This window comes from Paenibacillus sp. Leaf72 (assembly GCF_001422685.1).
Taxonomy (GTDB): domain Bacteria; phylum Bacillota; class Bacilli; order Paenibacillales; family Paenibacillaceae; genus Pristimantibacillus.
Window position 1 is genome coordinate 120,360 of the sequence record NZ_LMLV01000001.1, and the last position, 14,363, is coordinate 134,722.

Consider the following 14,363-nt stretch of genomic DNA (forward strand, 5'->3'; position numbering starts at 1 on the left):
GTAGTTGTCTTTTCTTTTATAGAATGGACTACCCAGGCTGCTGCTTTATTGCTCTACCGCCATACGCTCCGGTATTTGCAGCTCGGCATCAAGCCTGTAAGCCTGACCGGCCTCAAGCTCAACCTTCACAGCAAGCTCACCGAACCGAACGACCACCTGTGCCGAGGCATGTGCGTATAATGTAGCTTCTGTAAGCCGATTGTTGCCCCATGCGGCATCCACCTCAATGCTGCCTTTCGCACGCAGGCCCTTGAAGGAGCCTGACCGCCAAGCCGAAGGCAAGGCCGGGAGCAGATGAATGTTTCCTGCATGGCTATGCAGCAGCATATCTGCCACCGCCGCCGTACCGCCGTAATTGCCGTCAGCAATAAAAATATTCGTATCTGCCCCGGCAACTCCCGCCTTGGAATAGGTTAGCAGGTTATCAAAGCATAGCTCGCTAATTAGATGGGCAATATGCCACAATGCACGGTCGCCATCATACAGGCGGGAAAAGCCGGTTGCAAACAATACCGCCGTAAATTCAATATCCTCCAGCTCATCAGTCATACGACCTAGCAGCGTCTGCCTCGCGGCTGCGCTTAGCTCAGGCGTATCGCGCGGATTGATCTGGCTGCTTGGATAAAGGGCAAACAGATGGGCAAGATGGCGATGCTCGGGCTGTGCCTCTTCGTAATCCTCCAGCCATTCCTGCAGTTGTCCTCTGCTGCCAATCTTCAGTGGAGGCAGCAGGGAAATCGCATGCTCCAGCTTCGCTTGAAGCTCAATATCCGTTCCGAGTAATTTCGCCGCAGCCAGACAGAAGTCGAATAAATCCCGCACCAGCACCTGATCCATCGTCGAGCCCATCGACAGCTGCTGCGGTCCCTGCTCCCGATCCGCGGGATAAAAGCTGTTCTCAGGCGAGTTGGATGGCCCGGTCACAAGCCAGCCCTTGGCTGGATGGATGGCCATATAATCAAGGAAAAAGGCGGCTGCCTCCTTCATCACCGGATAAGCATGTTCCGTCAAGAAGGTGCGATCCAGCCCATATTCATAATGCTCCTTGAGGTGCATGGCAATCCATAATCCGCCTGTGACATTAAGCCCCCAGCCAGTCTCCCAGCCAGGTGCCGCGAAGCCCCACGCATTGGAGAATACATGAGCGACCCAGCCCTCGCAGTCGTAAAAATCCTTGGCAGCCAGTCTCCCCGCTTCCGCCAGCCGCTCAATGTAGTGCATGAGCGGAACATGGCATTCTGCCAAATTGACGATTTCCGTCGGATAATAATTCATCTGCGTATTAATGTCCAGATGGTAATCGCAGCTCCAGGCCATCCGGTTCGCCTCGCCGTCATTCCATATGCCTTGCAAATGCAGCGGCAGCGGCGAATTTGCGCGTGATCCGGCTATCGTCAAATAACGGCCATATTGGAAAAACAAAGAGATAAGCTCCGGATCGTCATGTCCCTCCTGCCGCAGCAGCCGCATGCGCTCATCCGTCGGAAGCGCAGCAGCCTCGGATGCTCCGAGGTCCAGAGCTACACGGGAATACAGCGAGCGGTAATCCGCTACATGGTCGGCTTTCAATTGATCATAGCCTTTGGCAATAGCGGCTGCGAGCTGTTCCCCGCTTCGCGCTTTCCAGTTCTCATCCGTTTGGCCGTAATCCGTATGCATGGCAAAATAAAGATAGGCTTCGTCTGCGCCTGTCACAACAAGCTTATCCGCCCTTGACTGGACGCTGCCGCCTTGTACGACCAGCTTCACCAGCCCGTCGCACCAAACACCGCATGTGCCGTCGCTATGCATATCCTCTATTGCTTGCCCACGAAAGGCGATAGAATCATCACCTACTGCGACTGCCGCAAACTGTCCTGAGCGGCCGGTAACCCTGAGCGTGAAGCTGACGCTTTCTGCCTGCTCGCCCGCAAACCGCGCTGCAACGATGCCGTCGACATTAGTTGCAAAAGCTTCGCGGGTGAACGTCTGGCCTTCGCTTGAATAAGACATCGCTGCCGTAGCTTGCTCCACGTCGAGCTCGCGAATGATATCTTCACTCTGATGTCCGAACCGCAGCACCATATCGCAAACGGAAAGGTTAGTGCCGAAATTTTGCTTCTTCGGCTGCAGTTGCTCCTTAGCGAGCCGATCTCCCTCATTATAATCGCCTCGGTAGAAGGCTTCCCTCATCCGGTTAAGCCCCGCTTTCCCTCCTCCGTTTCCGGCTATCCGCTCCTTCTTCCCAGACCAATACGTCAGCTCCGTCATACACCAAGTTTCCCGCTCGCTGCCGCCATAAATAACTGCGCCAATCCGGCCGTTGCCAATCGGCAATCCCTGCTTCCAGTCCTCCCCCGGACCGTCGTACCAAAGCTTCGCTTGACTCACTATGCATCACCCTTCAGCTATATCGTTATGTCCCATTAAAGATCTGCCCCTGCTAAGCCTCGCTTACAAATCGGTTGGTCAAGCTGCCTAAGCCTTCAATTTCAATCGTTACCGTATCGCCATGGCGCAAGTAAACCCGCTGCTCCTCTGGCAGGCCGAGCACAACACCCTCCGGCGTTCCGGTCAAAATAATATCGCCCGGCGACAGCGTCATATGCTGTGAAATATAGCTTACAATTTCGGCGCAGGAAAATATCATATCGCTCGTATGGGAATGCTGCCTGACCTCCCCATTGACGGTACACTTTATATCGAGCGCATTGGGGTCCAGGATTTCATCGGCTGTTACCAGATAAGGACCAAGGGGACTGAAGTCATCGCAGCTTTTGCCGAGCAGCCATTGTGCCGTCCGCATTTGAAGATCCCGTGCCGACAAATCATTGACACAGCAATAACCGAACACATGCCGGGGCGCCTCTTCCTCTCTAATGTATTTCGCCGTTTGGCCGATGACGATAACAAGCTCCGCTTCATAATCGACCTGTGTCGTTACCCGCTCCGGCAATGCAATATCCCTGCCATGACCAGTAAGCGTGTTGTTAAACTTGTTGAACAGAATGGGGTAGTCTGGAACCCGCGCATTGGTCTCCGCTGCATGCTTTCTATAATTCAAGCCAACGCAAATGATTTTGCCCGGACGGGTGACGCAAGGCCCCCATCTTACCTCGTCTTCAGCCAGAATAATTTCTCCACACGCCACACCCGGCTGCTCTGCCGCTTTCATGACGCGCTTTGCGTAAGACTCCAGCTGCGCAAGCGCCTGTGAACCGCCCGCAATAACCTGCATAACATCGGTTGGAACAGCGGCGCCCGGCAGCCATCGCAGTGCCGCTTGAATATCCAATATGCCCTCGTTCACCTTAAGACCGAGACGATACATTCCGTCCGTATCAATCGTTACCAGCTTCATTTTATCCAACCGCCTTTATAACAAAATGGTTTACGCATCGATTATGCATCCTTGCCGAAGACGACGCCTCCATCGATATACAGCGGAGAGCCCATCATGAAGGAAGACTCATCAGAGGCCAGAAATAATACCGCGCTCGCTACATCCTCCGGCTTACCCAATTGTCCGCCAAGCTGTCTCAGCTTGATGGCTGCAATTGCCGCATCCGGGTCCTCGTAGGAGCTTTTCAAATATTGCTCTACAAACGGCGTCATGATCGTTCCAGGCAGCACAGCATTCACCCGGATATTGTATTTGGCATAATCGACCTGCATCGATTTGGCGAGTGACAGCACCGCCCCTTTGGTAGCCGAATAGGAAGCTCTTCGCGCGAGGCCCATCTCCGCAATACAGGAGGACATATGAATGATATTGCCGCTTCTGCGTTCCATCATATAGGGCAGCACGTATTTGGAGGGCAGGAACACGCCGCGCAGATTGACCCGAACGACACGGTCCCAATCCTCCGGTTCTATTTCATGTATAGCCCCTACCCCGCTAATCCCTGCGTTATTGAATAAAATATCGATGACGCCATATGCCGCTATCGCCTGCTCTACCATGGAACGCACGGAAGGTGCGTCCGTCACGTCAGCGTGCAGGAACAATGCCTCACCTCCAGCAGCTTGAATCGCTTTGACGGTATCTCGTCCCTTTGCTTCATCAATGTCATTAACGATAACCGCAGCCCCTTCACTCGCGAACCGCTCTGCCGTCACTTTTCCGATGCCGGAGCCCGCTCCTGTCAACAGCGCTATTTTGCCATGCAGTCTCATCGCTTTGCTCCTTTCGGTTATCTGATGCGATATTGGTCAAAATAACGAGGAATAATCTCAGTCGAAGCTCCCGGCAGCTCCGGCAGCGCATAAAACCCATTTTTGACCGTAGCCGGCTCTACAAAAATCGTCCTGATCCACGGAATATACTCCAGCATGATCGCTCCAGATGTCGCTGCGACCAAATGCTGATGAATTTGCCCCATATCTCCCACATGCGGACAAATCGGGATATCATAGGATGCGGCAAGCCCCGCTACCTGCAGCCACTCCGTAATGCCCGCGACACGGGTCACATCGACCTGGCAATATTCAATCGCCCCCTGATGGATATAATCGCGGAACGCATATTTGGAATAGACATGCTCGCCAAGAGCGATCGGCACATTGAGCGCATCGGCCAGCTTCCGGTGGCCCATAATATCGTCCGGGTTAAGCGGCTCCTCCAGCCAAAACAGGTCGAATTGCTCCAGCTTTTTGCCCCACGTCATCGCCGTGTTGATATTCCATTGCTGGTTTACGTCTATCATAAAAATAGTTTTGTCGCCAATGGCCTGACGGACCGCCTTCACCCGCTCGTAATCCTCATGCGGATCGGCCTTGCCCACTTTAATTTTCACCCCAGTGAAGCCCTGCTCGACAATGTCCGTTACATCCTTCAGCAAACGCTCCAAAGACCAGTTCAGCCAGCCGCCATTCGTGTTATAAGCTTTAATTCCCGTTGACTTATGCCCGCCAAGATACTGCCACAGCGGTTTGTTCGAGGCTTTCGCCATAATATCCCAAAGCGCAATATCTACTGCCGCAAGTGCCATATGGGCAATACCCGCGCGGCCAATCCAATGCATTTTGCCGTAACGCAGCGTATCCCATATTTCCTTCACCATAAAAGGGTCCTTGCCGATTAGCTCAGGAGCGTAATAACGCTCGATTGTATCGACGATCATATCGTCACCATGCGCACAAGTGCCTGTGTAGCCATAACCAACATAACCTTCATCTGTAAAAATCCGAACGCCAGCCAGCCCCCAATGCTGCGCCACGTTAATCGCATCGGTTATTGGCGGATCAATCGGCACATGCAGCACGAATGTTTCTACTTTTGTAATTTTCATCTTCACATCTCCTGCCATGTCAGTTAGTAGCCTAGCGATGCGCCGCCTTCGACCGGAAGCGCCACACCCGTAATAAAGGAAGCTTGCTCTGATGCTAAATAGAGTACTGCCTGGGCAATCTCCGAAGAATGGGCCGGACGTCCGAGCGGGTGCATCTCGTCCAAAGTGCGCTGCGCTGCGGCAGGATCGGCCTGCTGCTGCACCCACTCTTCCAGCAGCGGCGTCATTACGCCTGCCGGACATACGCAGTTGATTCTGACGCCGCTTGGGGAAAAATCAAGAGCCAGCGATTTGGTCATAGCGATAACCGCCCCCTTGGATGCGGCGTATACGGCATTGTTCCGCTGACCGACTAGGCCATTGAGCGATGCCAGATTGACAATATTGCCTTTCGTGCTGCGTAAATGTGGGATGGCGTGCTTGATCATCAGAAAGACGCCCTTCACATTAACCGCATAGAGCCGGTCGAAAGCCTGTTCGTCGATGTCCTCTATGGGCTTGGGACAGATGATAGCAGCGTTATTGATGAGCACATCCAGCTGTCCATACGTTTGCAGCGTGGCCTCCATAAGCGAAGTGACCGAATCCTCCTGCGAGACATCGGCTTGGAGCGCCAATATTTTTGGAAGCCCTTTCAAAAATCTATATTTTTGCAGCAGACCTTCCGCCACTCGCTGAGCCTCCGAAGCATTCAAATCTGCTATGACAACATGCGCCCCTTCAGCGGCGAACATCTCCACACATGCCTCACCGATACCGGAGCCGCCGCCCGTGACCAGTACGACCTTTTGGTTAAATCGCAATAGCTTCCCTCCTTGGACGGGATCACATCTCGAAGCGTAGATCCTAAGCGTTTCTGTTGTTTTCTGTTGTTAATTTATCCACTCATATATCAATAGCGCTATGCTTAACATTGCAGTTATTGTATCATTGATGTAGATATTCGTATTTGATCAGGCATCCATTAATTTGACGATTCATCCGCTAATTTTCAGATGCTATAATCTAAAACGAGGTGCTCGCATGAAGCTTTTGAACGAGATGACCCCCTATGTCGGCGACTGCATGAATTACTTATATGATGGCAGCTCCAACGAGAAGCTCCGCGTCTGCAGCGTGTATGCATTTCATTTATTTACCGACGGACCAGGGGAGATGGAGATTAACGGAGTGCGTTACCCATTCGACAGCAGAACGCTTATTTTTCTGAAGCCGGATGAGCCCCATGCCTTTCATATTACGCCCAGCCAGCCGCTGCAATCCTATAATCTCTATGCCGATCTATGGGATGACAAGGAGCCGGTTTCCGTCAATCGAACCTTTATTTATGCGCCCGAACCGTTTGAGCTGCACGAAACCTCACGCAACCTTCCTTGTGACGAGCTGGACCGTTTGCCACGCGTCTATTCGCTGCAGCCCTATCCTGAGCTGTATGATTCGTTCGTTATGCTCGCCAAGCTTTATCATAATGCGGCGTTCTACCGGACAGAGATGATTAATAGTCTGTTCTATGCATGGATGCTGAACTGGTACAATACGGTTCACACGCATCAGCCAACCGATTACCGGATTGTCCGTTTGCTCAACCACTTGAATGACCATCCAGAGCAGCGCGAGCCTGTCGAAACCTGGTGGACATTTTGCGGCTTGAAGCGAACTTACTTCCACGCGCTTTTTCTGCGCGAGACCGGCCTAACACCGAAAGCCTACCATCATAAGCTTCTGATGAGGCGGGCCTCCAATCTCTTGCTGGAAACCGAGCTGAGTGTAACAGCCATCGCTGAGCGGCTCGGCTACCCCTCCATCCACCCGTTCACGCGCCATTTCAGCGCCTCCTATGGCGTCAGTCCTAAACAGTATCGACTGCAGCCGCAAGCAAGAGTAATGGTGCTCTAACGTTGGGGCTACCTGTCTTACGCGAATAGGCCACCGTTTGCGCGGTGGCCTGCTGCGTTGGTTTATTATTTAGTATAGAGCTGTAACGGTACTATACCTCATACAGCTGTATATGTGAGGACAATCGGATTGATTAGCAGCCCTCCACGTTTCCAAATAATCAGGTGCGGCAAAATAAATTAAGTACATATCCCAGTAATCTACGTTCAGCTTTTTACAAGTTTGTTCAAAAGCCTTCTTGGTCGCTTCATATCCAAGATCCGTATTCCACACTTTAGACGTGATAAAAAATCCCTCGCGCGATAGCCCGCTTTTCTGAATCTCTCTTCCTAATTCTGCTCATTGCCATAAATTTTAGCAGTATCAAAATGCCGATATCCGATTCGAATAGCCTCACTGATCGCCGTTTCAAACTATCTTGCTTTCGTTATTTTGTATACCCCAAACCCCAATTGTGGACTTTCAACCCTATTGATTGCTTTTACTACTCTCGTATCCAGTTCCCAATGTCCAAAAGCTTCTCGCTTGGCTCTAGCGGACCATCCCAATTGATAGAGCACTTCTAGCTGACTTCGCTCTCTTGTGGTAAGATGTTTGTAGCTCATGGCCGATTCTCTTGTGTAGGGGTGGTGTGATAACTTCATTCTACACACGAATCTGTCTTGGGTCATTTTTATGTGTCGCACTTCATATTACAATCCGTCTATTCATTCTTGGGGATCGATCATTTTGGAATAACGATGTTGCCCCGTTGCTTGCCCAGCGCCCCCCCAGCCTCACAAGCCTAATCCTTTGTTCCGGCCATAAAGCCGCGCCCGTTAGTGCCAATATAGACTTTTCCGTATTCCTGACGGTCCGCCACCATAACCTGAGGCTCATTTCCGATTTGCATTTGCGGCGAATTAATCTGTATCCATGTGCTTCCCATGTCATCCGAACGGAATATGCCCTTCATCCCGCCGACCTCTCCATATATAAAAGCTGCTGGCTGTGTCTGTCCCGGGGCCGCTTTGCCGAATGCAAACAATCTCGCTTCCTTAATCTGATCCAGCTTGGTAAAAGAGGCTCCTGAATTGGCTGAGACATACAAGCCATTGGCTCCTAAGCTAATCCAGAGCACGCCTTCCATTCCGGGAGCAGCCTCAACCTTCACAGGGCTTCCCCCTGGCAGCGGAGTTTGGTTAGCTATGGACCAGCTTTGTCCTGCGTCCGAGCTCACATGCAGATAGCCCGATTTATAGGCATAAAATTTGCTTCCGTTCACCCGATCAGCAGCTACGGGATGATTGTATGAAAATATCATACTCCCGCCCACCGTTCCCGTCGGCGCTCCCGTCATGGCCTCCCATGTAGCTCCCCTGTCAGTTGTCCTCACTGGACTGCCGGATTGGGGAAACCATAGGATCGTATTGAGGTCTGTAGCCGAATAAGCAAGTCTGCCCAGCTTAGAGCCCGCAGGTACGGGGCGGGCTTCCAGTGTTTGTCCATTATCCGATGAAACGAACATGCGGGTAACCGTTCCATACCAGTCATCACTCCCGATAAAGGCCACATATTGTGGATTAGCTTCGTGATAGTCGACACTAACCATCTCTCGCATCGAACTCATCTCCAGCCTCGTTGCAGGTGAAGCATTCACATCCATATGACGAAAGCCAATAACATGGGCTACGCCGGTGAATAGCGCCGCTCCGTCTGGCGGCGTAGCTCCTGTGAGGGCAACCACCTCTTCATGGCCTTTGGATAAGGTCTCCCATTTTGTCCACAACGTCCCAATGTCTCTTGTTCTGTAGACGCCAAACCAGTCAGCGGAATAAACGGTTCCGGCATGATGCGGGTCAAACACGACAGTAGAAGTGGCTGAAAAAAACATATTGGGCTGCCACCAACCGGGTTTGGAAGTTTGAGCCTTGTTCACTAACGTCCAGCTCTCTCCCCTGTCTATGGAACGGTACAGCGGAAGCTGGCCTCCGCTTGTCCTGACCGCTGCCAGGAGATGGCTATCGTTATGCGGATCAATATCAATGCCGTAATAGGACGTATATGCTGCATTAGGCGTAATATTGCTCCAGCTTCCGTCCTTATACCTATGCACTCCGTTATTAGGCGTGGTCACATACAACGACCCATCCTGCCCTGTGGCCAAACGAGCCGGATGGGTAGGGCTTCCCGGAATCAGATTCCAAATAGAGCCCTCGCCTCGTGTCTCATAAATCCCGACTCCCATTACACCGACATAGAGTGCTGTCTCCAGGTTAGTTGCCCCGGGAACGCTCCCGAAGATCAGGCTGCGAATCCCTTTGCCACTTGTCCCGGCGGGAACCTCATTTACTTTGGACCAGGTTTGTCCTGCATCCTGGCTTCTATACAACCCGTCATACCGGGTACCCGCATACACAATGTTAGATAGATTGGGGTGAACTGCAATACTCTCCCCCATGGCCCGCTCCACATTGCCATTAGCCTCATTGCGCTTATTCAAATTTGTTCTGGACCACGTATTCCCGCGGTCGGTAGATTTCAGAATATCACTTGGAGATGCACTCCCTGTTTTTCCAGCTGCTACATAGACGATATCAGGGTTTTGTGGATCAAGCGCAATACCGTCAATCCCATACAAATTGCTTTGCTCCGGGCCCAGTCCGTCCATTAGCGGAATCCAGCTTGAATCATTAGGGTCCAGACGGTATGCCCCGCCAACGTCAGTGCGGATATACACCAGATCCGGTTCAGACGGATGAATCACAATTCCTGTCACATACCCTCCTCCCCCGATCGATACATTCTTCCACGTATAGCTTTCCGATGATACAGCATACGCTGTGTTGCCGGGCAGCAACAAAACAACAAAGGTCAACAACGTACCAAGCATTTTTCTCCAGTCCAAATCGGTTCCCTCAATTCCTGCAATATTAGAACGCCAGCACGTTCCCTGCCAATCACATTATGCATACCTCTTTATATCGGTCTATTAACCCCAAACCCTACAACGGTTCCCTCGCCAACCTTGCTCTCAATATTCAGCCCTCGACCGTAAAGCCGAGTCAATCGGCTATGTGTATTCAACAGACCAATCCCACGATTTTCTCTGCCTGCCGGGCTTAGCAGCCTGCTAAGCTGCTCCTCATCCATGCCACTCCCCGTATCACTCACATAAAAAACCACAGTATCGGCTTCTTTCTCAATCCGAATCGTAAGCGTCCCGCCCTTGCGCTGGCTCAACAGTCCGTGCCTGACCGCATTTTCCACTAACGGCTGGATGGTAAGCGGAGGAATCGGCATTTCCTTATTAACGTCCGCCTGTACTTCCCACTCCACCTTAAGCCGCTCTCCAAAACGCTGCTGTTCAATAAATAAATAGTTTTCTACCAGCTCAAGCTCCCGTGACAGCGGTACAAGCTTTCCAGCGGTAAGAAAGTCAAAGCTAATACGCAGGTATGACGTAAACGCCTCTGCTAAGTTTCTCATCTTGTCCGCATCAATTTCGCTTAGCGCCAATATCGAGTTCAAAGCATTAAACAGAAAATGCGGCTGGATTTGCGCCTGCAAATAAGCAGCTTCCATGCTCAGCCGTTCATTCACCGCCTGCTTGAGCGAGGAAAGCGATCCCGCCCGATATCTCAGCTCAAGTGCATCTACGGGCTTGGTGACATAATCGTTCGCTCCTGCCACGAAGCCGGCATAAATATCTTCCGGCTCGCTGCGCGCGGTCAGCAAAATAATCGGCAGCTCATACAGCGTAAACCGCTCGCGAATTAATCGCGTCAGCTCGTAACCTGACATGCCAGGCATCATCACGTCTGCAATAACGAGGTCCCACTGCTCTAGGTGGAGCTTTTCTAATGCTTCCTGCGCGGAAAACGCCATTTCAATATGGTACATATCCGCTGATAAAATATGAACCAGCACCTTCAGATTGACGGGATCATCATCAACAGCCAACACACGAATCCGTTCAGCACTTCCTTCGGACTTGGCAGCAGGCGGATCGACTTCGGTTAAATCATAACGGGCGGCTGCCATGGCGTCCGCAGCTGCTGACAATTGTGCGCCGACAGACGCAAGCGTTTCTGCTTCCTTTTTCATATGAATCATCGGCCGAGGCAGGGCGTCCTCCACACGCTCATCAAACACCGACAATTTAAAGCTGAACATACTGCCCTTGCCTAGCTGGGATTGAACGAACAGCTCGCCGCCATGCAATTCGACCAAGTCCTTGCATATACTTAGCCCGAGCCCAATGCCCCCGACCCCAGAAGCTCCTTGCTCATAACGCTTGAAAGCACGCTTCTGCATCGCCTCATCCATACCTACTCCGGTATCCGTTACACGTATCCATACTTGTCCGTTTACGAGCTCAGCAGCCAGCTCTACGCTTCCCTCTTGGGTGTACTTCAGCGCATTATGCACCAAATTAATAATAATTTGCACTAATCGTTCTTCATCGGCATAAACACGCGGCAAATCTTCCTTTATGTCCATCCGCAGCTTAACCTTCGTCCCCTCGGTCAAAAACCGCAGCATATCCAGCACGCCAGCAGCAACGGACTGGATGTTGACCGCGGACATGCGAACTTGAATCCTTTTATCCTGCAGCCTGACAACGTCGAGCAGGTCCCCTAGCATGAGCGACATTCGGCGGCTGACCATAATAAGCAGCTCCATATCACGCTGGCTCTGCTCATCCAGCACATGTTTTTTTCTTGTCAGCACGCTTTGGGCAATGTTCATAATGCCGTGCAGCGGCGTGCGCAGCTCATGCGACGTATTGGCGAGAAAACGATCCTTGAGCTGGTTAGACTCCGCCAATTGGGCGTTGAGGGAAACATTTTCATGCCAATTGTGATAATATCTTTTAAACCAATGGGCCGAGAGAAGCTCGTAATTGCAGCAATTAAATCCACCGGATAAAACATATATTGCGACGTTCCGGCGTAATACACCGTTCCCCACAAAATATTATTAATGACACATACGACGGAAAATAACAGAAACAATGCGCCTTCTGCCTGATTTAACACCATTTTCATAAAATAATAGGTCGTCCAGAACAAAGGGAGGTAATACAGCAGCATGAATAGCCCCGATTCTATCGAATAAAGCACCGGCTCTAGCGGACCTATTGCGACAAAAATCGTATACGCCGCGAGTAGGCAGACGTAGCTATTAAACAACAGGCCTTTGCGGTTAACTCCAATAAAAGCCCTTCCCATCATGAGCAGAAAGAAAGAGAACCATGCGTACGCATAAGCTTTCAGCTTCAACGTCCATACAAATTCAGCAGGGATTAACTGGAATAAAAGCCCATGGTGATGGGCGGCAACCGTCATTGCCGATGCAATCATCATGAGAAAAAACATAATAAATTCGGTTTTCTGAACATTAATCAAATAAATGATCAACGCATATAACGCATGAAGCAGGAAAATGACAATGACGATTAGCTGAAAAGCACTGGAATAGGTATAGATTTGGTCAATCTCTTCTTCCGTGCCAATCTGTACAGAACGAATAATGCCGCCGTTCAGCGGCGCTTCATAATTGGAGGCTCGAACGAACAAATCCAGCTCCACTTGATTTTCACCGTCATAGCTCACCTTGAATGACTTATTTTCAGAAACATGTCCTTCCTGCCCCTCGGCAAGCTCGCCGAACTTGGCTAGCAGCTCCCCGTTAATCTCCACCTCCGAAGCGGTATAAATCGATTGAAACCACACGCTAAACGGCTCCACTAAAGGTCGATCGAGCAAAATACGCACATAATACGTTCCATATCCGTATGCCTCTTGATCAGCATGCTCAAAGGCGGCATTCCATTTGCCCGGCACCTGCAGCAGATGTCCCTGAACAGCGCTTTCAACATTAGACGCCCCAACCCATTGCCCCGCATAAAATAACCACTCTCCGTCCAGCGGGAACGGCTTGGATTCATCCAAATCTACACCGCGCAAATCCAGCACGCCTTGCTTTACCGTTGGCGGATTCTCTACGGTGAGCTGGTTTTGCCAGCTCCAGCGCACAGCAATGAGCAGCAAAACAAAAAATACCAAGTAAATCACATGGCTTAACTGAATCTGTTTTCTCAAAATGATTATAAACCCCTCATTTACCGTTACATTCTAATTCTCTCAAATATAGCTCATGCCGCCACAAATGAAAATAGTCCGAATCATCGTGCTGCCGAAAGCCATGCCTATAACCTTGATTCAGCAATTTCAATGAATGCAAAAAGGGAAGCACGATTCCTTCCGGCTTCCCTTTCTTTTTATGCTGCGTCAATCGCTACTGTCTTCCATTCGCTTCCTGACCGGTATCCATATCTCGCTTTTAAACGTCGCGGATGTGATGTCCTTATGCTCATTCCACAAAATCTCCGGCCCCTCTACTTGCTCATAGCTGGAAGACGGGAACCACTCCGAATAAAGCCGGCCCCAAATTTCTTGAAGCGTACCCGGGAATGGCCCGACTGCTTCAAATACAGCCCAGGATGATGCAGCAACCTCAATTTGTGAAAATGGCTCTGGACACGCGAGCGTTGTGGCCACGCCAATATAATGGTCCAGCTCGCCCTTCTCCTCCATCCGGCCTTCCGAGAAATTCGCCGAGCCGCTGATCATGCCATAGGGCTCGGTATTGGACAGCTGCTTGAGCGCAGCTATCTTTTGCTCATCCAAGCTTTGCCACATCGCCGCGATTTCCGGATTCACCCCGTTAAACTGGATGGGCACCCGCTTGTGAATGCCGACGATGCGAAAACCCGCTTTTTCCTCGATGCGATAATTCATTTCGACTCCTCCTTTAACGATTAGCTGGAAGGTCATGCGAGGGCAAACCTTTAACGATGGACCGCTGCTTCTTGCTTCGGATGGCGTAACCCCATGGTAAAGCTGAAACGCCTTCGTAAATGCGTCTGGTGATTGATAGCCATATTTCATCGCAACATCGATCACTCTAACCTGGCTTTGCTGCAGCTCAAAGGCAGCGAGCGTTAGACGCCTGCGGCGAATATACTCTGACATCGTAAGCCCGGCAAGGAATGAGAACATTCGCTTAAAATGATATTCCGAGCATAACGCCCGCCTTGCCGCCTCTTTAAAATCAATCTCCTCCGTCAAATGCTCCTCCATATAGGCCAATGCCCGGTTCATATGCTCAAGCATCTTGAGTTGCCCTCCCTTCCCCATTTGTAGAGTATCA

Annotated in this window: 11 protein-coding genes; 1 reads left to right on the forward strand and 10 read right to left on the reverse strand. The window is 51.0% G+C overall.

Features of this window, described 5'->3' with window-relative positions:
• Positions 1–45 precede the first annotated feature (45 nt).
• Genes ASF12_RS00505 through ASF12_RS00525 form a run of 5 tightly spaced genes read right to left on the reverse strand, consistent with a single transcriptional unit; the run spans position 46 to position 6,073 of the window.
• Positions 46–2,370 (reverse strand): glycoside hydrolase family 95 protein, encoded by a 2,325-nt coding sequence (locus ASF12_RS00505; RefSeq protein ID WP_056028290.1) that lies wholly within the window; start codon positions 2,368–2,370, stop codon positions 46–48.
• 52 nt (positions 2,371–2,422) lie between these two features.
• Complete coding sequence (locus ASF12_RS00510; RefSeq protein ID WP_056028293.1) at positions 2,423–3,340, reverse strand: fumarylacetoacetate hydrolase family protein; 918 nt, start codon at positions 3,338–3,340, stop codon at positions 2,423–2,425.
• A gap of 41 nt (positions 3,341–3,381) precedes the next feature.
• Positions 3,382–4,155 carry an SDR family NAD(P)-dependent oxidoreductase gene (locus ASF12_RS00515; RefSeq protein WP_056028296.1) on the reverse strand — a complete coding sequence of 258 codons (774 nt, stop codon included), beginning with the start codon at positions 4,153–4,155 and terminating at the stop codon, positions 3,382–3,384.
• Between the two features lie 17 nt (positions 4,156–4,172).
• A complete protein-coding gene (locus ASF12_RS00520; RefSeq protein ID WP_056028299.1) occupies positions 4,173–5,270 on the reverse strand; it encodes a mandelate racemase/muconate lactonizing enzyme family protein in 1,098 nt (365 codons plus the stop codon).
• A 23-nt stretch (positions 5,271–5,293) separates the two neighbouring features.
• The gene (locus tag ASF12_RS00525) at positions 5,294–6,073 is read right to left on the reverse strand and encodes an SDR family NAD(P)-dependent oxidoreductase (protein WP_056028302.1); all 780 of its coding nucleotides are present in this window, start codon (positions 6,071–6,073) and stop codon (positions 5,294–5,296) included.
• A 220-nt stretch (positions 6,074–6,293) separates the two neighbouring features.
• Here ASF12_RS00525 and ASF12_RS00530 point away from each other — a divergent pair, with 220 nt between their 5' ends.
• Positions 6,294–7,166 (forward strand): helix-turn-helix domain-containing protein, encoded by an 873-nt coding sequence (locus ASF12_RS00530; protein ID WP_056028305.1) that lies wholly within the window; start codon positions 6,294–6,296, stop codon positions 7,164–7,166.
• A 69-nt stretch (positions 7,167–7,235) separates the two neighbouring features.
• Here ASF12_RS00530 and ASF12_RS35370 read toward each other — a convergent pair whose 3' ends face one another.
• From ASF12_RS35370 to ASF12_RS00555, 5 genes are all read right to left on the reverse strand, one after another.
• Positions 7,236–7,439: a hypothetical protein gene (locus ASF12_RS35370; protein ID WP_235532997.1), complete on the reverse strand. Its 204-nt coding sequence runs from the start codon at positions 7,437–7,439 to the stop codon at positions 7,236–7,238.
• Positions 7,440–7,950: 511 nt separating this feature from the next.
• Positions 7,951–10,053, reverse strand: a complete 2,103-nt coding sequence (locus ASF12_RS00540) for a WD40/YVTN/BNR-like repeat-containing protein (protein WP_155972690.1) — start codon at positions 10,051–10,053, stop codon at positions 7,951–7,953.
• 71 nt (positions 10,054–10,124) lie between these two features.
• A complete protein-coding gene (locus ASF12_RS35375; protein ID WP_235532998.1) occupies positions 10,125–11,975 on the reverse strand; it encodes an ATP-binding response regulator in 1,851 nt (616 codons plus the stop codon).
• Complete coding sequence (locus tag ASF12_RS35380) at positions 11,894–13,252, reverse strand: 7TM diverse intracellular signaling domain-containing protein (protein WP_056028317.1); 1,359 nt, start codon at positions 13,250–13,252, stop codon at positions 11,894–11,896. Before ASF12_RS35380 ends, ASF12_RS35375 begins: the two co-directional genes overlap by 82 nt.
• Positions 13,253–13,441: 189 nt before the next feature.
• On the reverse strand, positions 13,442–14,326 hold the full coding sequence (locus tag ASF12_RS00555; RefSeq protein ID WP_235532999.1) for an AraC family transcriptional regulator: 885 nt from the start codon (positions 14,324–14,326) through the stop codon (positions 13,442–13,444).
• Positions 14,327–14,363 lie beyond the last annotated feature (37 nt).

What these genes read in the sequence shown, in the direction of transcription:
- ASF12_RS00515 (WP_056028296.1), bottom strand. Translation starts at nt 4,155, where the DNA reads ATGAGACTGCATGGCAAAATAGCGCTGTTGACAGGAGCGGGCTCCGGC.
- ASF12_RS00510 (WP_056028293.1), bottom strand. Translation starts at nt 3,340, where the DNA reads ATGAAGCTGGTAACGATTGATACGGACGGAATGTATCGTCTCGGTCTT.
- ASF12_RS00520 (WP_056028299.1), bottom strand. Translation starts at nt 5,270, where the DNA reads ATGAAAATTACAAAAGTAGAAACATTCGTGCTGCATGTGCCGATTGAT.
- ASF12_RS00555 (WP_235532999.1), bottom strand. Translation starts at nt 14,326, where the DNA reads ATGCTTGAGCATATGAACCGGGCATTGGCCTATATGGAGGAGCATTTG.
- ASF12_RS00530 (WP_056028305.1), top strand. Translation starts at nt 6,294, where the DNA reads ATGAAGCTTTTGAACGAGATGACCCCCTATGTCGGCGACTGCATGAAT.